The organism is Lacrimispora sp., from assembly GCF_047605665.1.
Taxonomy (GTDB): domain Bacteria; phylum Bacillota; class Clostridia; order Lachnospirales; family Lachnospiraceae; genus Lacrimispora.
On the sequence record NZ_JASGFH010000014.1, the window covers coordinates 117,733 to 134,660 of the forward strand.

Consider the following 16,928-nt stretch of genomic DNA (forward strand, 5'->3'; position numbering starts at 1 on the left):
TCCTCCAATACCGTTTCTTTTATCTTAACAAAATCCCCATCTGTTCACAAGCGAAAACAGGCATTCTGTTTTTCAGAATACCTGCCAGCTATTATCCCTTCGCTGCCCCTGCTGTGATTCCCTTCACAAAATACTTCTGAAACATACAGAAAATAATCACTGCCGGTACAATGGAAATAATCGTTCCTGCAAAAACAATGTCCCACCGGGCAGAATACTGTCCGACAAAACCGGCAATTTCTACTGTTATGGTTTTAGCTTTCCCACTGGGCAGAACCAGATAGGGCATAAGATAATCATTCCATATGCCCAGGCCGTTTAAAATCACCATGGAGCCTGTACATGGCCCCAGAAGGGGGAATGTCACCTTCCAAAACGTTTGAAACGGGGTACATCCATCAATCTGGGCAGCCTCCTCAATTTCCAGCGGAATCCCTTTTAGAAAGCTTCCATAAAGCAGTGTACCAAATGCAATGGAACCAGAGATATAACAAACAATAGGTCCCGCCATATTGCCAAACAAACCAAATATCTTCATCTGCTTAAACAGCGGAAACATATACAAATGGAACGGAATCATTAAACCGGCCAAGAAATAAGAATATATAAATGAGGTCATCTTACTCCCCCTGCGTTCAATTCCATAAGCAGCCATAGGAACAATGCAGACGATTAAAACTTCTGATACGACTGTCAAGGTCACAGAATGAACAATGGCTGTTGCAAAATCAGACTGGGAAAATAAATCCTTAAAATTTTGTATATAAAACGATGCCGGAAAAGAAATCGGACTTTTTAAAATATCTCCATTGCTTTTAAAAGCCGACATCAGGGCAAATATAACCGGATAGATAAAAATGAAAGCCAGAACAACTGCTGCTGCAAAAAGCAAAATATCCCCTGCCTTCAGTTTTTTTCTTGCTCGTTCCATTACATCTGCACCTCTCTTCCCCGCAGAAACTTTTGCTGCACGGTATTTAAAACGATAATGATAAATAAAAGCATCAAACCAACTGCCGTTCCAAAGCCCTGCCGTCCCTCATTAAATCCAACCTTATAAAGCAGATAGACCAGTGTTTCTGTTGTAAATCCCGGACCGCCATCAGTCATCACATTAATCTGGTCAAAAACTTTGAGACCGTTAATCAGTGACAATGTAAAATTAATTGTAAAGGCCCCGGAAATCATTGGAATGGTGATGGCCTTAAAACGCTGCCAGGGACTGGCTCCATCAATCTGTGCTGCTTCAATCAAATCCTGAGATACGCTCTGTAAGGATGCCAGATAAATAATCATATAATATCCCACGCCCTTCCAAATCAAAACAATACCGACCATAAACAGCACAATCGCCGTATTCCCCAACCAGTCCTGCCGCAAATCCTGCATTCCCAATCCTTTCAGCACCGCATTAAAAGTACCGAAGTTATAATTGTACATAATTTTCCAGATAAAGCCTGATACAATACCGCTGATCAGCACCGGTACATAAAATGCACTGCGGAAAAAGTTTTTCCCCCACCTTACGTGATCTACAGCCAGCGCCAGCCCCAGGGCAAAGATATTTTCCAGCAGAGTGATAAAAACGGTCAGAATAATCGTATTCTTCAAGGCATTGCCAAAACGGGCGCTGGTAAATATCTCTTTGAAGTTTGCCAGCCCGACAAACTTAATGTTCGGGCTGACACCATCCCATGAGGTAAGACTATAATACACACTGGATACGGTAGGTACAATAATAAATAAGGTAAACAGGATGAAAGCCGGAGCAATAAAGAAAAGAGTATACAGGTCAAATCCTTTTTTTGTTCTGCTCATCGTATCTCCTTTCTTTTTTATTCAATGCCCACTCCTGTAACCGGATTAAAGTTGGCAATTCCCACATTCCAGGTTTTGTTCAGCTCTTCGCAGGCTGCATCAATGGTTCTGGTTCCCTGAAGCACTTCTACTAAAGTCTTATAAGTAAAGTTTCTGAAGTCCGGAGGAAGTTCATTATCTCCAACCCGTCCATTCCACATTGGTGCAAGATCATCAGCCTTTAAGGTTGTATCAATCACTTCCTGGAATACCGGTGTTACATCCAGTTTCGGCTGATCAACAGTTGTTGGAATAAAGCTCAAAGTCTCACAATAAACCTTGTAGTTATCCGGCTCAAAGAAAAATTTGATAAATTCCTCTGCAGCAGCTTTTTTGTTTGCATCCTTAGCTGCTTCAGCAGAAATAGCCAATCCGCTGATTCCGCCTCCGCCGACCAGACGCAATTTCCCGTCAGGACTGGGAATGGGGAACCAGCCTGCTTCAAAATCAGGATTTGCGGAAGAAATCTGGCTGAACATATGAGTTCCGGAATACATCATCACGGCCATATCATTTACCAGAAATGTAGTAATCTGTGCATCTGGTGTGGATACCCAGCCATCCTGGGCATACTGCATAATCTCCTGCAATTCTTCAAAAGCTGCCTTCATTGTTGGGTCCGTAAAGTCTTTTGTGCCTTCATAGCAATGTTTAATAAAATCCGGATCCTGACTCAACACCTGATCATTATATGCTTTGTGGAATAAAAAGCCCATATGCCAGATATCCTGTCCGCCGACAACCAAAGGAGCCATATCGCCTTTATCTTTAATTGTCTGGCATAACTGAATGAATTCCTCATAAGTTGCCGGTTCTTTTAAACCATTGTCATCAAAATATTTCTTATTATAGATAATGCCCTGGGTATTCTCACCTGCCAATGGAGCGGTATAAACAGTTCCGTCAAAATCGGTAGTAGTCTGGAATAAACCAATCAGATCCTGGGACAACGGCTCCAGTTTTCCGGCTCTGGCATATACAGCAGTATCTCTCATTTCCATCACATCCGGAAATTCACCTACACTATCCTTTGTTTTTAAAAATTCGCTGTAAGCGCCTCCATTTCCCGGCTCTATTGTAACCGTTATATCCGGATGGGCGGAATTAAAACGATTCACAATCTCATTCATAGAAGCTTTGGCACCCTCGTCACCATCAGCAAAAATATAAGTTAATTTGGTAGGCTCAGTTACAACGGAACCTTTTGCTGCAGATGTTTCATTCCCCCCTGCACTGGATTCAGTAGTCGTATTCCCTGCAGCCGGTGCAGATGTTGCCGCATTGTTTGAACCCTGACCGCAGCCAGCCAGCATCATAACTGCCAGTGATGCGCTGATTACAGCTGTTGATGTTCTTCTTTTCATGTTCATCCTCCTCTGGATTTATTTACATGTTTTTACTACACTTATACTATAACAAAAAAGGCCTCAAAAAAAATGATGGTTTTTAAGGTCAATGTACATATTTTTAAGCATATTTCATATTCTGTTGATTTTTTTCCTCAAACCGCTTAAAATTCATGACAAAGGAGGGAGTATTATGATAGAAGTAGGAATATGCGGTTATGGATCTGTCCACCAGACAGCATTTGGCATACGCCGCCCTAAAGGAAGTCCTGATTATGTACTTTTATTGATTAAAACAGAATCCTATTATGAGGCCAATGGGGAAATTCATGATTTACCTGCCAATACTGCTATTTTATATGATAAAAATACGTACGTTCATTATGGCAGCAAAAAACCTTATTACTGCAATGACTGGATCCATTTCACTTTATCCGGTGAAGATCCGGATTTTTTATTATCCCTTAATATTCCTTTCCATACTCCGATGATTTTGCCGAATCTGAATCAGTTGTCTGAATTTGTCCGCTTAATTGTCCTGAATAAGCATTCTGACCACCCCTACAGCGCTCAGATTATTGATGCAGCAATGAAGGCCCTGCTTTATTCTGTTGCATCTCAAAAATGCATTGATTCAAATACTGCCATGTCACATAAAAATTATGAAATACTGAATAAACTCCGCTTGGATATCAATAACTCACCAAATAAAGAATGGACCATAGAAACCATGGCTAAAATGGTTCATATGAGTCCGTCTTATATGCAGCACACGTATAAGGAGCTGTTTGGCCTTACCTGTATTCAGGAGTGTATCAATGCCCGCATCAAATGTGCCCGTTCTTACTTACGCACCACGGATATGTCAATCCACATGGTGGCATTGCTTTGCGGCTATAATAATGAAACCCATTTTATGCGGCAATTTAAGAAGTCTGAACGTATGACTCCATCGGAATACCGGAAACGCTACCGCCTCTGGTAAAGAATCAAAAAGAAGCCTGTCACATCCCAAAGGATAAAACAGGCTTCTTAAATGAATCCATTGTAATTTCATTTGCTCTTCAAGCGCTAAATGCAGGGTAAAAATTATTCAGCAGAAATAATTTCTTTCTTGTTATAAGAACCACAAGCCTTGCATACTCTGTGAGGCATCATAAGTTCGCCGCACTTGCTGCACTTTACTAAGTTTGGAGCACTCATCTTCCAGTTTGCTCTACGTTTATCTCTTCTACCTTTAGAAGACTTGTTCTTTGGACAGATAGACATGGTTACACCTCCTTAAACTTTTTAAAAATATCCTGGATGACTGCCATTCTAGGGTCTGCAGACCTAATATCGCAGTCACAAGTCTCATGATTGAGATTTGTTCCACATCTATTACAAATCCCCTTACAGTCTTCACTGCAGAGAACTTTCATAGGCAGGTTCAGTATGAGTTCATCACAAACCAACTGGTCTACATCCAGATTATAACCATTAACATATGGTTGTTCTTCGAGCTTCTCCATACGTTCCTCTTCCGTCTCATCTAAATCAATGGTACGGATGATCTCAAGATCCAGGTCAACAGGCACAGGTTTAAGGCAGCGGTCACATGGAAACGTGAGAGAAAGCTTGGCCTTCCCTTCAACCTCCAGTTTCCTGCCTCCCAGGTTCATAATCCGCAGCACGACTGGTTCTGCCGATACTACTTCATACTCACCGCCCGGTCCGTGATAAGCCTTCATCTCAATATGAGGAGTATAGGTCTTCTCTTTTCCCTCCAGGGTAAACAACTCGGTTAAATTAATAAGCATATTAGTCTCCTAATACGCACCTATGCTATTATACATAGGGGCGCACTATTTGTCAACAAATATTTCCATATTTATTCACAGTTAAATACAGTATGTCACATTGTCTGCAATTATATTAAAGCTTTTGTCTGTCTTGCAATGGAAAGCTCTTCGTTGGTAGGAATTACGCATACTTTTACCTTGGATTCCGGTGTGGAAATCATAACGCGCTTTCCTCTTGCCTTATTGATTTCAGCGTCAATTGTGATGCCGAGATAGCCTAAGTATTCGCAGACTGCACCTCTGATCGGCTTGTCATTCTCGCCTACACCGGCTGTAAATACGATTGCATCTACGCCGTTCATGGCTGCTGTATAAGCGCCGATGTATTTTGCCACGCGATAGATGAATGCTTCGATAGCAACATCTGCCAGGTGATCTCCTTCTGCCTGTGCCTTCTGCACATCACGGAAGTCGCTGGAGATTCCGCCGGACATGCCGAGAATACCTGACTTCTTATTGAGGATATCGATTACTTCGTTAACGCTCTTGCCCTCTTTGTTGCAGATGAACTGAACAACAGCAGGATCGATGTCACCGCTTCTGGTACCCATAATGAGTCCCTCTAAAGGAGTGAAGCCCATGCTGGTGTCCACACACTTGCCTCCGATGGAAGCGGTAATGCTGGCGCCGTTTCCTAAATGGCATACAATTACCTTGCCGTTTTCAGGATCGAGTTCGCAGTACTTAAGCGCTTCCTGGGATACGTAGCTGTGGCTTGTACCATGGAAGCCATAACGGCGGATGCTGTACTTCTCATAGTATTCCTGAGGAATTGCGTACATTGCAGCTTTTTCAGGCATCTTCATACCAAAGGCAGTATCGAATACAGCGACATTTGGCACTCCGGGAATTGCCTCTTCGCAGGCTTCAATTCCCATTAAGTTTGCAGGATTGTGAAGAGGTCCTAAATCGAAGCAATCACGAACGACGTTTTTCACATCCTCAGTCACTACGATGGAATCGCTGTAAACAGTGCCTGCATGAAGAACGCGGTGTCCTACGGCTGTGATTTCGCTCACGTCTTTGATTACGCCGTATTCAGCGTCAACAAGAGCGTCCATCACCATCTTAATGGCAACCTTGTGGTCAGGCATCTCCTTCTCCACTACATACTTGTCCTTTCCCTCTGCCTCATGGGTCAGCTTGGAGCCGTTGATACCGATTCTCTCACAGATACCTTTCGCCAATACTCCCTCATTTTCCATATCAATGATCTGATACTTCAAAGAAGAGCTCCCGCAGTTGATGACTAAAATTTTCATAGATTATATCCTCCTTAAATTTTTATACCATTCTCCATACTATTCTCTGCCGTCTCACCTGTGTCAATGCGCATAGTCAGGGCAAAATGATCTTCATCTTATTCTATGGGTATTTCTTAAAATTTTCAAGTGTTGTTGTGAAATAATTTGCATTTTTTACAAAACAATTGCATAATAGAATACAAAAAGATAAAGGATGTTTCTTTATGTCAAAAAATAAACAATCTTGTGCCGTTGGAATCATAGCGGAATACAACCCATTTCACAATGGACATGCCTATCATATCAAAAAAGCAAAGGAACTGACCGGGGCTGATTACTGCATCGTAGCCATGAGCGGCGACTTCGTCCAAAGGGGTGCCCCTGCCATTTATGACAAGCATACCAGGGCGGCTATGGCCTTATCCTGCGGAGTCGATCTGGTGCTGGAAATACCCTCTCTCTTTGCTTCCAGCAGTGCCGAAGACTTTGCCGCCTGCGGAGTGGCCCTCTTAGACGGCCTGGGGGTAACCGGTTCCCTCTGCTTTGGAAGCGAATGCGGCGATGTGGAAAAACTTTCCGGAATTGCTTCTATTTTAGCCACAGAACCGGCGTCTTATACCGAACACCTAAAAAAGGCCTTAAAAAACGGCGCTACCTTCCCGGAAGCGAGAAACTACGGCCTCATTGCCAGCGGAGAGTTAAAAGAGGAGGATGCCTCTATCCTGGCCTCTCCCAACAATATCCTGGGAATCGAATACTGCAAGGCACTGCACCGCCAGAAAAGCGCCATGACCCCTGTCACCGTATCCCGAAAAGGTATGGGATACCACGATACCGGCCTTTTAAAAGGCATCTACGGCTCTGCCACCGGCATCCGGAAAGCCTTAAAAGAGAGTTCCGGAATCCTGACAGACGAAAGCCCGGCCCTGGCCCAGGTTCCTGAGCCTGTAATGGAGATGATGAAACAGAGCTTTCCCATGTTTCCCCAGGACTTAAGCGCGCTGTTAAATACCTCCCTTCTGCGTCTGGCCCAGGAAGGAATCCCATATCAGAAATACGCCGATATCTCTGAAGAGCTGGCAGCCAGGATTGAGAGCCAGCTTCCCGATTACCTTTCCTTTGAGGAAAAGATCAGCCGTTTAAAAACCAGGCAATACACCTATACACGAATCAGCAGAGCCCTTCTTCACATCATGTTAGGCGCCACCCTGGACAAGGTCCAATCGGGCCGGAAAGCCGGGTATGCGCCTTATGCCAGGGTTTTAGGCTTTAAGAAGTCCTCCTCAGGGCTTATGGGAGAAATAAAACAGAGAGGGAATATCCCTCTCATTACGAAAACAGCCGACGCAGGAACGATTTTAGAGGGAGATGCATGGTCCATGCTTTTGCACGACTTTTACTGCTCCCATATCTATCAGACCCTTGTTCAGGACAAGTACCATATAAAACGAAACAACGAATACACACAGCCCCTCATCATTCTATGACGAGGGGTTTAAAAATTCCTGGATTTTGTCTTTGTATAAGGGGAATCTGGATTTAGGAACCACAATTCCCTCCTCCCACATCTCAAGAAGCTGGTCAAAGGTGACAAACATGGCATCCACCACTTCCTCTGGCTGGATCACCACATCTTCAATTCCCACCTTCTGTCTGGTGATATAAGTATCGATAAAACGCTCTTCCTGCCGGATGGAATGAATCAGAATCAGGTCTTCCATCTTCACCCTGATCCCTGTCTCTTCCTCCAGCTCTCTGACAGCTCCCTCCAGACTGGTCTCTCCCGCCTGAACAGAGCCTCCGGTACACTCCCACATCAATCCATGGGCCTTGTCCGGATGCCTTTTGGTCAGAAGAATCTCCTGTTTATCATTGATCAGCCAGACATCGGAAATCAGATGGTACTCCCCTTCCCCAAGGGGAACGCCCCTCACATGAGTCCGCTCCATGCTCTCCTTGTTTTCATCATAAAGATCCCAAAGCTCCATAAGCCATACCTCCTGCCATAAATATTATTTACTATGGTTAAAAGTTGGTTCCATTCCAGCCCCAATGCTCGGCTTCCTCGTACTTTATATAAATCTTATCCTGAGAAATGCCCAGCACCTCCCGGTATATCCTGCTGATTTCAGTAGTCAGAAGGTCATAATCCCGTTTTGAGGCACATCCAAATATTTTCACTTCAATAAAGGCGATTTTCGTGTTATTCTTTCCTTTAAAGTAAAGAGAACACTCTTCTTCAAATCCAAGCATCAGCCAGCTCTCCGTCTTTCCCGGAATCAGGCTGATGGCATCCCCAAGCTTTGTTTTCAATATTTCTTTTTCTTCCTCTGACAAGGCCACATTCACTTTTGAATTGATATAGGGCATGGCAAATCTCCTCCTTTGAATTTCTTTCTATCATACCATAGAAGGCCGGAAAATACTATCCCTGTTATTCCTTAAGCAAAAGTTCGGCAAGGGTCGGCTCAGCGTGGAGAAATTTTAAAATCTCCCCTATCTCTGTTCGGTTGTCCTTTTTCCCGCCCTGCTTTACCGCCCGTATCAGGATGTTCTTTGGCGTATGCTCCATGTCGATGAATTCCAGAATCTGGGTACGGTAGCCCTGATTTTCCAGAATTTCAGCCCTCAAGGCATCGGTATAAAGGGCTGCCATCCGTTCTTTAATAATTCCGTATTGGAAGACGGGAGCCAGAAGCTTGTTTTCTATCTGCTTATTCAGTTCATGCTGACAGCAGGGAACGGATAAGATGACGGAAGCCCCCCATTTCACCGCTTTTGCCAGAGCATAATCCGTGGCGGTGTCACAGGCGTGAAGGGTCACAACCATGTCCACCTGATCCACCCCTTCATAGGCAGCGATATCCCCGTGATAAAAATTCAGTTTGTCATATCCATATTCCCGGCTCAAATAATTGCACCGGTCAATGACCGTCTGCTTTAAATCCAGACCTATGATACGGATGGAGTAACCTTTCAGCTCATGGAGATAATAATACATGGCAAAGGTGAGGTAAGACTTTCCACATCCGAAATCAATGATCACATTTTCCCTGTCCTTATGAAGCTTTGGAAGGATATCCTCGATAAACTCCAGAAAACGGTTGATCTGGCGGAATTTATCATACTGTGACTTAACGATCTTCCCTTCCTGGGTCATAACTCCAAGGTCCACCAGAAAAGGGACCGGACGGCCTTCTTCTAATATATACTGCTTCTGCCTGTTGTGGTCACTGACCAGGGGGGCCGCCGAAATTTTTGGCTGCTGCCGCTTTACCTTCATGCTTAAGGCTCCTTTTTTGCTTATGAGCACACGAACCTGCCCTTTTCCTGATTCCAGCTCCATCTGGCGCAGCTTCCCGTCAAGTAAATCCGCCATGTAAAGGGCACACTCTGACGGATTGAAATTCTTGTGAAATGCCTGGTTTCCCACCAGTTCCTCAGCCTGGAAAACCAGCTCTCCCCGTAACAAAAGCGGGCGCACCTTTACCTTGGATACGCCCTGCCTGTCGATGGGATTGCTGATTACAATACGAAGAAGGTTTTCATCCAGAAATTCCTCTCCTATCTGAATTAACTGCTCTCTTTCCTTTTGTTCCATTGAATCAGACAATTCCTTTCTTTTTAATTTTCCACATCAATCCAGCTCGCCCGCAAAAGCTCCGGGTAAGGCTCCAGATGCGCATAATCATTAAACCGTTCCACAAAGAAACGCCCGGACTCCTTCTTCCACTGCACCTGCGTAATGCTGGAGTTTTCAAGGGAATTTCCAAGTATACGGAAATCTTTCGGTTCCATGTGAAGAAAAGCCGTGACCATGGCCCGGATCACACCTCCGTGAGTCACCACCGCCACATTTTCATAGCCGCTTTCTACGATCTCTTCAAATACAGGCGTAGCCCGCCGGATCACGTCCTTCGCGCACTCGCCTCCGGGATAGGGAATGTCTGTCTCCAGCTTTTCCTGCTCCGCTTTAAAATCAGCGAATCTGACCGCAATTTCCTCGTCTGACAGCCCTTCCATTTCCCCAAAGGAGATTTCTTTCAGTTCAGGCCTTATGATATGAGGTGCATGCCAGAAACGGTTGGCCTCCTTTGCAGTCTCCACCGCCCGGATCAGGGCACTGGAGTAAACTGCATCGATGTTCCTGCCTTCCAAACGCTTTCCAACGAGAGCGCTTTGTCGGCGTCCCTCCTCGGACAGGGATACATTCACGCAGCAAAGCTTGCTGCACTGCCGCCCGTGGCGGATCAGATAAATATTCATCCTCTGTAGTCTCCCTGCATCCCTTAATTCTTAAAGCTGTGAATAGGAGCCGGAATCCGTCCGCCTCTGGACACAAACTTTTCGCAGGAAAACCGGCTGACCGGCATAACCGGGGCGTAGCCTAACAGGCCTCCGAATTCTACGGTCTCTCCCACGGACTTTCCGATGACAGGGATGATGCGGACAGCGGTAGTCTTCTGGTTTATCATACCGATGGCGGACTCATCGGCAATAATTCCCGCAATGGTGGAAGCCGAGGTGTCTCCCGGAACAGCGATCATATCAAGTCCCACAGAGCAGACACAGGTCATCGCTTCCAGCTTTTCTAAATTGAGGGCTCCTGCAATGACGGCATCGATCATTCCCTGGTCCTCGCTGACCGGAATAAAAGCGCCGCTTAAGCCGCCTACATAAGAGGAAGCCATGACTCCGCCCTTTTTCACCTGGTCATTTAACAAGGCGAGAGCAGCGGTGGTTCCCGGCGCTCCTACCCGTTCCAGACCGATCTCTTCCAGAATTTCCGCCACACTGTCTCCTACGGCAGGAGTGGGGGCAAGGGATAAGTCGATGATGCCAAAGGGAACATTTAACCGTTTTGACGCTTCCTGGGCCACAAGCTGTCCCACGCGGGTGATTTTAAATGCCGTCCTCTTTATGGTTTCACAGAGTACGCCAAAATCTTTTCCGCGGGCCTCTTCAATGGCAGTTTTTACCACTCCAGGACCGCTGACTCCCACGTTGATGATGGCATCCGCCTCTGTCACACCGTGGAAAGCACCGGCCATAAAGGGATTGTCATCAGGCGCATTGCAGAAAACCACCAGCTTTGCGCATCCAAGGGAATCCCGTTCCCTGGTGGCCTCTGCTGTCTTTAAAACGATTTCTCCCATGAGGGCCACTGCATCCATGTTGATTCCCGTTTTAGTGGAACCTACGTTGACAGAGCTGCATACCCGCTCCGTGCAGGAAAGGGCCTGGGGGATGGAACAGATTAAATTCTTATCCGCAGCAGTCATTCCCTTGCTCACCAAGGCCGAATACCCGCCGATAAAGTTTACACCAACTTCTTTTGCCGCCTTATCAAGGGTAGCTGCAATGGTCACAAAGTCCTCAGGAGTTTTGCAGGCTGCGCCTCCCACCATGGCAATGGGGGTGACGGAAATCCTCTTATTTACGATGGGGATTCCAAAATCCCGCTCAATTTCCTTTCCGACTGCCACTAAGTCTTTGGCAACTGTGGTGATTTTATGGTAAATCTTTTCATTGACCGCATTTAAATCGCTGTCACAGCAGTCTAAAAGGCTGATGCCCATAGTAATGGTACGCACATCAAGCCTCTCCTGCTCAATCATTTTATTAGTCTCATTTACTTCAAATATGTTCAGCATATGGGAAACCCTTCCTTTTCTTAAGCCTGGCTGTCATCATCAGATACGGTGCATGCTGGTGAAGATTTCCTCACGCTGGCATTTTACCTTAACACCGATTTCATCTCCCAGCCGTTCCAGCTCATCGGCTATTTCTCCGAAAGGTCTTGCTGCATCATTCATGTCCACAATCATCATCATATTGAAAAATCCCTGTACAATGGTCTGGGAGATATCCAGGATATTCACCCGGCTGTCTGCCAGATGAGTACAGATTTTTGCAATGATTCCCACGGTGTCTTTTCCAACTACTGTAATAATCGTTCTGTTGTTCATTGTATTTCTCCTCTTTTATACGGTGATAATTTCTGACATCTGATCTCTTTTTGCAACGGTTATGGAAAAATCCGATGCCTTAAAGGGATGGTCTCCCTCAGCGATCTCCAGCTTTACGGTTTCGTAAGCCAGTTCTTCATAATTATTTTCCTTGCTCAAATGGCCAAGCAGGATTTTCTTTAAATTCTCATGGAGAATACAGCATAAAAGCCTGCCCGCATTCTCATTGGAAAGGTGGCCGTGATCTCCCAGGATACGGCGCTTTAAGTAATAGGGATAAGGGCCTGCCTGCAGCATGTTCACATCGTGATTGGACTCCAAAAGCACTGCGTCAAGGCCTTGTAAGTGGTCAATGATATACTGGTTAAAATGTCCCATATCCGTGGCAACCGCAACAGACTTGTGGTCATGCTGTATCCGGTAAGCCACCGGATTTGCCGCATCGTGGTCAATGGAAAATGGCTTCACTTCCAGGTCTCCCAGAAAAAATCCCACGTCAGGACAGATGGAGCAGAACAGTTCCTTCGGATACTCTCCAAGGTACTTCTGCTTTGATATTTCTTCTAAAGTCTCCCTTGTTCCATATATGGGAACACCGTATTTCCTGGCTAAAATACCCAGTCCCTTTGTGTGATCCGAATGCTCATGGGTGATCACGATTCCGGTCAGCTCGCTTCCCTTTACTCCGATTTCATTCAATCCCTGCTCGATCCGTTTGTTGCTGATCCCGGCATCCACCAGGATGTGGGTGGTGTCAGAGCCCACATAAATGCAGTTTCCGCTGCTTCCGCTTGCAATGCTTACCAGTCTCATATTCTCCTCTTTTCTGTTTCCATCCCGCCGGGATTCCTTCTCCCCGGCACATCTTCCCTTTCCCCAAGAAGCTTCTCCAACTGGCCCCTAAGCCCCTCTATGGAGCCGTCATTTTCAATCACCCGGTCACAGAGGGATAGGAACATTTCCTCAGAAGCCTGGCTTGCCATCATGCTTTCTGAGCGCTCCTTCGTATACCCTCTGTTTTCTGCCAGACGGCGGACCCGGTTCTCTTCCGATGCGCGGACATACCAGATTTCATCGCAGCAGTCCTTTGCCTCTTTGTCCATAATTGCAAATTCTATCACAATAAGTCCGGCTTGGGAAGCAGAAATTTTATCTTTCACTGTTTTCCATACCATGGGATGGACAATGGAATCCACAGTTTTCCTGTCTTTTTCATCTGTAAAAATGCGGGCAGCCAAAAGCGGGCGGTCAATGGTTCCATCCGGTTTTAAAAAGCCGTTTCCCAAAGCAGCCACCACCGCAGTATAGCCTTCTTCTCCCGGTTCCATCAGCCTGCGGGCCACTTCGTCGGTCTCAATGGTTTCCGCTTTGTAGTCCTTTGAAAGAATCCCAAGAACCAGGCTTTTTCCGGCACCTACGCCTCCGGTCAATCCTATCACTTTCATCTCGCATCCAGCCCCTTATTTGGCATCAAACCAGGAATCTCCCACATTGGCCTCCACCTCCAGAGCTACTTCTAAATCAGCCGCATGCTTCATTTGCTCAACCAGCAGCTTCTGAACCTGGGGCAGTTCTTCTTTATAAGCCTCTACCAGAAGCTCATCGTGAACCTGTAGAACAATACGGGATTTGAGTCCCTGGTCCTTCAACGCCTGATCCACCCGGATCATGGCGATCTTTATGATATCAGCCGCAGTTCCCTGAATAGGAGAATTCATCGCCACCCGCTCTCCAAAGGAACGCTGCATGAAGTTTGTGGATTTCAGCTCCGGAACCGGACGGCGCCTGCCAAACATGCTGACCGCATACCCCTGTTCCTTCGCCTTATTTACCAGCCCGTCTAAAAACGATTTCACTCCCGGATAAGTTTCAAAATACCGTTCAATATACTCTCCGGCTTCTTTTCTGGCAATGCTAAGGCCTTCACTCAAGCCAAAAGAACTGATTCCATAGACAATACCGAAGTTTACGGCCTTTGCATTCCTTCTCTGGAGAGAAGTCACCTGATCGAGAGGCACGTGAAATACCTCGGAGGCAGTAATCGCATGGATATCCTCTGCCTTTTTATATGCATTGATCAGCCTTTGATCCCCTGACATATGGGCAAGTACCCTCAGTTCGATCTGGGAATAGTCCGCATCGACGAACACACACCCTTCCTTGGGAACAAAGACCTTACGGATTTCCCTTCCCAGCTCCATCCTGACCGGAATGTTTTGAAGGTTAGGCTCTGTGCTGCTGATTCTTCCGGTCGCTGCTATGGTCTGGTTAAAGGTTCCGTGAATCCTCTCATCAGGCCCGATATAGGCTGCCAGACCGTCAGCATAGGTGGAATTCAGCTTTGTGAGCTGTCTGTAATCCAGAATCAGCCGGACCACCGGATAATCGGGGGCCAGTTTTTCCAGCACATCGGCAGCGGTGGAATAGCCGGATTTTGTCTTCTTGCCTCCCGGAAGCTTCATGTGGTCAAAAAGCACCTCGCCAAGCTGTTTGGGAGAGTTGATATTGAAGTTCTCTCCTGTTTCCTGGTGTATTTTCTCTTCCAGCTCTTTAATCCGCACCTTTAAACGGTCTCCGTACTCCTTTAACCGTTCCCGCTCCACCTGGATTCCCGCTTCTTCCATATGAAACAGGCTGTAAACTAAAGGCATGTCGATTTCATAAAATACAGGACCCATTCCTTCGCGTTCCAGCTCTTCAAGCAGCCTGCCGCCGCAGAGGAATGCCACATAAGCCATGTAGCAGGCGCAGGTAACGGCATTTTCCCTGTTTTCCTCAAATCCATGCTGAAAGCCCTTCTTTCCAAGAAGGTCCGCTTTGGAAGGCAGGGATAAGTCCAGGTAATCCGCAGCCAGTTCGTGATATTCATAAGAATCCCTGGAGGGATTTAACAGATAGCCTGCAATAGAAGCGTCATATACAGGATTTTCCCTGGTGACATTTAAGCAGGGAAGCTGATTTTTCAAATGAAAAACGGTCACGCGTTCTGCTTTCTGACAGATTTCCCCGGCCTTTTGGGCCAGGTACCCAGGTGTGAGAAAACCCTGAGGAATCAGGCAGAAGCACTCGGTTTCACTTAAGCATAAGGACAGAGCCTGTACAGTTCTCTCCTCCACCACCAGTTGAAGCCCAAGACGGCTTCCTGCTGTGCATTTGGAAAACAGGGATTCTGCCTCTGAAAGGTCTGTAATCACCTGGAAACGGGATTCCAGGGAAGTGTCCTCATGATCTCCCTCTTCTTCAAAGGGATTTCCCTCTGTATCGGATATACTGGTAAAAAAGTGTTCTGTAAGAGCCGCATCATAATTCAGGCTCACTCCGGCATCGTCACGCAAAGCCGTGTTCTTTTCCTTTTGTCTGATCTCCTCCTGATGCGCAGAGAGGATTTCCCTGATTCTTGGGGATTCTATTTCTTCAAGGCGGCCATAGAGATTGTCCAGACTCTGATACTGTTTTATTAATTTTAGGGCAGTTTTTTCGCCGATTCCCCATTCGCCGGAAAGGGCCAAAACTCCATTTAACTGTTCAGGCTCCACGCCGTATTCTTCCATGATACGTTCCAAAGACCAGGACTTAAATTCCAGCTCTTCTTCATGGACGGCAGGAATCTTGATCACCACATGTTCCCCTGCGGTCTGAAGCAGTTTCCTGTCTCCTGACAGAATCACAATTTCGCCGTCCTCGCGGCAGCTTTTTACAAGGGAAGCTATGAGGTCTAAAGAATCATATCCTTCCTTTTCAAAAACAGGAATTCCCATACCGGCCAGAAATTCTTTTAAAATATCCTCCTGCTTTAAAAGCTCTCCCGGCACTGCTGTTTTTTCCTTCCGGAAATGAAAGGCAGCAGCCAGGTGTTCTGCCCCTTCCCCTTCCATCACCTGCAAAACCAGGCTGCGCACCCCTGCGGCGCCATTGGCGGGAAGATCGTAAAAGGCTCTTTCCAGTAAGCTGCTTGCGTCTATTAATACTACATTTTTTCTGCTCATACGTTCTCCCATCATAGTAAGCCCAACTGCAGCCATATGCGGCACTGCAGAAGGACCGTAATAATTAATGCCATTATGCTTAAGGTGGACACCGCATACTTGGCAATCTTTATCAGTCTTATGGCCTGAAGACGCTGGCTTGAATGCTCAAGTGCCGCCTCCAGAGCTCCTTTTATATTGTAATTTCCTGTTTCAGACTCCAACTGTCTGATGCCGGCCTCCACTGTGAAATAAATTTCCAGCTCCTCCCGGCAGTCCGGACACGTTTCCAAATGTTCCAGAAACTCCCTGAGTTCTTCATCTGTCAGCTCATCCCTGATGTATGGCATGACCAGGCGTTCCGCTTCCTTACATGTCATAGTCCAGACTCCTCCTTCATTCCTATCTTTTCCTATCATACAATATATTCTGCCTATTTTCAATTTAATAATCACAAAAAACGCTTGCAAAATGGAAAATCCTATGATAGAATAATGAGCGTTGTAAGAAGTTCGAAGCATGCCGATGTGGCGGAATGGCAGACGCACTTGACTCAAAATCAAGCGGATAATCTCCGTGCCGGTTCGAGTCCGGCCATCGGCATTAAAAAAGACATATCTTTCTTTAAAGGAAAGGTATGTCTTTTTTATAATTATGGGTCGTGACCCTGTTGAGCACGCAAAGCGTGCGAAATATAAACCACCCG

At 46.0% G+C, this 16,928-nt stretch carries 18 protein-coding genes and 1 tRNA gene; 3 read left to right on the plus strand and 16 right to left on the minus strand.

Annotated features, from left to right (window positions below; translation table 11 throughout):
• Window positions 1-91: 91 nt before the first annotated feature.
• From QM657_RS12835 to QM657_RS12845, 3 genes are read right to left on the minus strand one after another with little or no spacing between them, the layout of a single operon-like run.
• The gene (locus tag QM657_RS12835; RefSeq protein ID WP_333648914.1) at window positions 92-931 is read right to left on the minus strand and encodes a carbohydrate ABC transporter permease; all 840 of its coding nucleotides are present in this window, start codon (window positions 929-931) and stop codon (window positions 92-94) included.
• On the minus strand, window positions 931-1,818 hold the full coding sequence (locus QM657_RS12840) for a carbohydrate ABC transporter permease (RefSeq protein ID WP_415067070.1): 888 nt from the start codon (window positions 1,816-1,818) through the stop codon (window positions 931-933). The genes QM657_RS12835 and QM657_RS12840 overlap by 1 nt, the downstream gene beginning before the upstream one ends.
• 17 nt (window positions 1,819-1,835) lie before the next feature.
• Window positions 1,836-3,221: an ABC transporter substrate-binding protein gene (locus QM657_RS12845; protein ID WP_415067071.1), complete on the minus strand. Its 1,386-nt coding sequence runs from the start codon at window positions 3,219-3,221 to the stop codon at window positions 1,836-1,838.
• Between the two features lie 175 nt (window positions 3,222-3,396).
• Between QM657_RS12845 and QM657_RS12850 the strand changes: the two genes are divergently transcribed.
• Window positions 3,397-4,188, plus strand: coding sequence for a helix-turn-helix domain-containing protein (locus tag QM657_RS12850; RefSeq protein WP_415067072.1), 792 nt, complete (start codon window positions 3,397-3,399; stop codon window positions 4,186-4,188).
• A gap of 104 nt (window positions 4,189-4,292) precedes the next feature.
• On the opposite strand, the gene rpmF is transcribed toward QM657_RS12850, so the two are convergent.
• From rpmF to QM657_RS12865, 3 genes are all read right to left on the minus strand, one after another.
• Window positions 4,293-4,472 carry a 50S ribosomal protein L32 gene (gene rpmF, locus QM657_RS12855; RefSeq protein ID WP_158376420.1) on the minus strand — a complete coding sequence of 60 codons (180 nt, stop codon included), beginning with the start codon at window positions 4,470-4,472 and terminating at the stop codon, window positions 4,293-4,295.
• Between the two features lie 2 nt (window positions 4,473-4,474).
• Entirely contained in the window at window positions 4,475-5,002 is a 528-nt protein-coding gene (locus QM657_RS12860) for a DUF177 domain-containing protein (RefSeq protein WP_333648924.1), read from the minus strand.
• Window positions 5,003-5,112: 110 nt separating this feature from the next.
• Window positions 5,113-6,306, minus strand: a complete 1,194-nt coding sequence (locus QM657_RS12865; RefSeq protein WP_415067073.1) for an acetate/propionate family kinase — start codon at window positions 6,304-6,306, stop codon at window positions 5,113-5,115.
• Window positions 6,307-6,512: 206 nt separating this feature from the next.
• On the opposite strand from QM657_RS12865, the gene QM657_RS12870 reads away from it, so the two are divergent.
• Complete coding sequence (locus tag QM657_RS12870; RefSeq protein WP_415067074.1) at window positions 6,513-7,775, plus strand: nucleotidyltransferase family protein; 1,263 nt, start codon at window positions 6,513-6,515, stop codon at window positions 7,773-7,775.
• Here QM657_RS12870 and QM657_RS12875 read toward each other — a convergent pair.
• The 10 genes from QM657_RS12875 to QM657_RS12920 form a co-directional block, all read right to left on the minus strand.
• Window positions 7,770-8,276, minus strand: a complete 507-nt coding sequence (locus QM657_RS12875; RefSeq protein WP_415067075.1) for an NUDIX hydrolase — start codon at window positions 8,274-8,276, stop codon at window positions 7,770-7,772. The genes QM657_RS12870 and QM657_RS12875 overlap by 6 nt on opposite strands.
• A 37-nt stretch (window positions 8,277-8,313) precedes the next feature.
• Window positions 8,314-8,658, minus strand: coding sequence for a phenylpyruvate tautomerase MIF-related protein (locus QM657_RS12880; RefSeq protein WP_415067076.1), 345 nt, complete (start codon window positions 8,656-8,658; stop codon window positions 8,314-8,316).
• Between the two features lie 64 nt (window positions 8,659-8,722).
• Window positions 8,723-9,889, minus strand: coding sequence for a class I SAM-dependent methyltransferase (locus QM657_RS12885; RefSeq protein ID WP_415067077.1), 1,167 nt, complete (start codon window positions 9,887-9,889; stop codon window positions 8,723-8,725).
• A 23-nt stretch (window positions 9,890-9,912) separates the two neighbouring features.
• Complete coding sequence (locus QM657_RS12890; RefSeq protein WP_415067078.1) at window positions 9,913-10,554, minus strand: histidine phosphatase family protein; 642 nt, start codon at window positions 10,552-10,554, stop codon at window positions 9,913-9,915.
• A 23-nt stretch (window positions 10,555-10,577) separates the two neighbouring features.
• The gene (locus tag QM657_RS12895) at window positions 10,578-11,942 is read right to left on the minus strand and encodes a PFL family protein (RefSeq protein ID WP_415067079.1); all 1,365 of its coding nucleotides are present in this window, start codon (window positions 11,940-11,942) and stop codon (window positions 10,578-10,580) included.
• 39 nt (window positions 11,943-11,981) lie between these two features.
• Complete coding sequence (locus tag QM657_RS12900) at window positions 11,982-12,257, minus strand: ACT domain-containing protein (RefSeq protein ID WP_415067080.1); 276 nt, start codon at window positions 12,255-12,257, stop codon at window positions 11,982-11,984.
• Window positions 12,258-12,272: 15 nt separating this feature from the next.
• Window positions 12,273-13,070 carry an MBL fold metallo-hydrolase gene (locus QM657_RS12905; protein ID WP_415067081.1) on the minus strand — a complete coding sequence of 266 codons (798 nt, stop codon included), beginning with the start codon at window positions 13,068-13,070 and terminating at the stop codon, window positions 12,273-12,275.
• The gene (gene coaE / locus QM657_RS12910) at window positions 13,067-13,702 is read right to left on the minus strand and encodes a dephospho-CoA kinase (RefSeq protein ID WP_415067082.1); all 636 of its coding nucleotides are present in this window, start codon (window positions 13,700-13,702) and stop codon (window positions 13,067-13,069) included. The genes QM657_RS12905 and coaE overlap by 4 nt, the downstream gene beginning before the upstream one ends.
• 15 nt (window positions 13,703-13,717) lie before the next feature.
• A complete protein-coding gene (gene polA, locus QM657_RS12915; RefSeq protein ID WP_415067083.1) occupies window positions 13,718-16,243 on the minus strand; it encodes a DNA polymerase I in 2,526 nt (841 codons plus the stop codon).
• Window positions 16,244-16,254: 11 nt separating this feature from the next.
• Window positions 16,255-16,602 carry a zf-HC2 domain-containing protein gene (locus tag QM657_RS12920; protein WP_333648947.1) on the minus strand — a complete coding sequence of 116 codons (348 nt, stop codon included), beginning with the start codon at window positions 16,600-16,602 and terminating at the stop codon, window positions 16,255-16,257.
• A 141-nt stretch (window positions 16,603-16,743) separates the two neighbouring features.
• Here QM657_RS12920 and QM657_RS12925 point away from each other — a divergent pair.
• A tRNA-Leu gene (locus QM657_RS12925) sits at window positions 16,744-16,825 on the plus strand.
• Window positions 16,826-16,928: the final 103 nt, after the last annotated feature.

What these genes read in the sequence shown, in the direction of transcription:
- QM657_RS12835 (WP_333648914.1), bottom strand. Translation starts at nt 931, where the DNA reads ATGGAACGAGCAAGAAAAAAACTGAAGGCAGGGGATATTTTGCTTTTT.
- QM657_RS12840 (WP_415067070.1), bottom strand. Translation starts at nt 1,818, where the DNA reads ATGAGCAGAACAAAAAAAGGATTTGACCTGTATACTCTTTTCTTTATT.
- QM657_RS12845 (WP_415067071.1), bottom strand. Translation starts at nt 3,221, where the DNA reads ATGAAAAGAAGAACATCAACAGCTGTAATCAGCGCATCACTGGCAGTT.
- QM657_RS12850 (WP_415067072.1), top strand. Translation starts at nt 3,397, where the DNA reads ATGATAGAAGTAGGAATATGCGGTTATGGATCTGTCCACCAGACAGCA.
- rpmF (WP_158376420.1), bottom strand. Translation starts at nt 4,472, where the DNA reads ATGTCTATCTGTCCAAAGAACAAGTCTTCTAAAGGTAGAAGAGATAAA.
- QM657_RS12860 (WP_333648924.1), bottom strand. Translation starts at nt 5,002, where the DNA reads ATGCTTATTAATTTAACCGAGTTGTTTACCCTGGAGGGAAAAGAGAAG.
- QM657_RS12865 (WP_415067073.1), bottom strand. Translation starts at nt 6,306, where the DNA reads ATGAAAATTTTAGTCATCAACTGCGGGAGCTCTTCTTTGAAGTATCAG.
- QM657_RS12870 (WP_415067074.1), top strand. Translation starts at nt 6,513, where the DNA reads ATGTCAAAAAATAAACAATCTTGTGCCGTTGGAATCATAGCGGAATAC.
- QM657_RS12875 (WP_415067075.1), bottom strand. Translation starts at nt 8,276, where the DNA reads ATGGAGCTTTGGGATCTTTATGATGAAAACAAGGAGAGCATGGAGCGG.
- QM657_RS12880 (WP_415067076.1), bottom strand. Translation starts at nt 8,658, where the DNA reads ATGCCCTATATCAATTCAAAAGTGAATGTGGCCTTGTCAGAGGAAGAA.
- QM657_RS12885 (WP_415067077.1), bottom strand. Translation starts at nt 9,889, where the DNA reads ATGGAACAAAAGGAAAGAGAGCAGTTAATTCAGATAGGAGAGGAATTT.
- QM657_RS12890 (WP_415067078.1), bottom strand. Translation starts at nt 10,554, where the DNA reads ATGAATATTTATCTGATCCGCCACGGGCGGCAGTGCAGCAAGCTTTGC.
- QM657_RS12895 (WP_415067079.1), bottom strand. Translation starts at nt 11,942, where the DNA reads ATGCTGAACATATTTGAAGTAAATGAGACTAATAAAATGATTGAGCAG.
- QM657_RS12900 (WP_415067080.1), bottom strand. Translation starts at nt 12,257, where the DNA reads ATGAACAACAGAACGATTATTACAGTAGTTGGAAAAGACACCGTGGGA.
- QM657_RS12905 (WP_415067081.1), bottom strand. Translation starts at nt 13,070, where the DNA reads ATGAGACTGGTAAGCATTGCAAGCGGAAGCAGCGGAAACTGCATTTAT.
- coaE (WP_415067082.1), bottom strand. Translation starts at nt 13,702, where the DNA reads ATGAAAGTGATAGGATTGACCGGAGGCGTAGGTGCCGGAAAAAGCCTG.
- polA (WP_415067083.1), bottom strand. Translation starts at nt 16,243, where the DNA reads ATGAGCAGAAAAAATGTAGTATTAATAGACGCAAGCAGCTTACTGGAA.
- QM657_RS12920 (WP_333648947.1), bottom strand. Translation starts at nt 16,602, where the DNA reads ATGACATGTAAGGAAGCGGAACGCCTGGTCATGCCATACATCAGGGAT.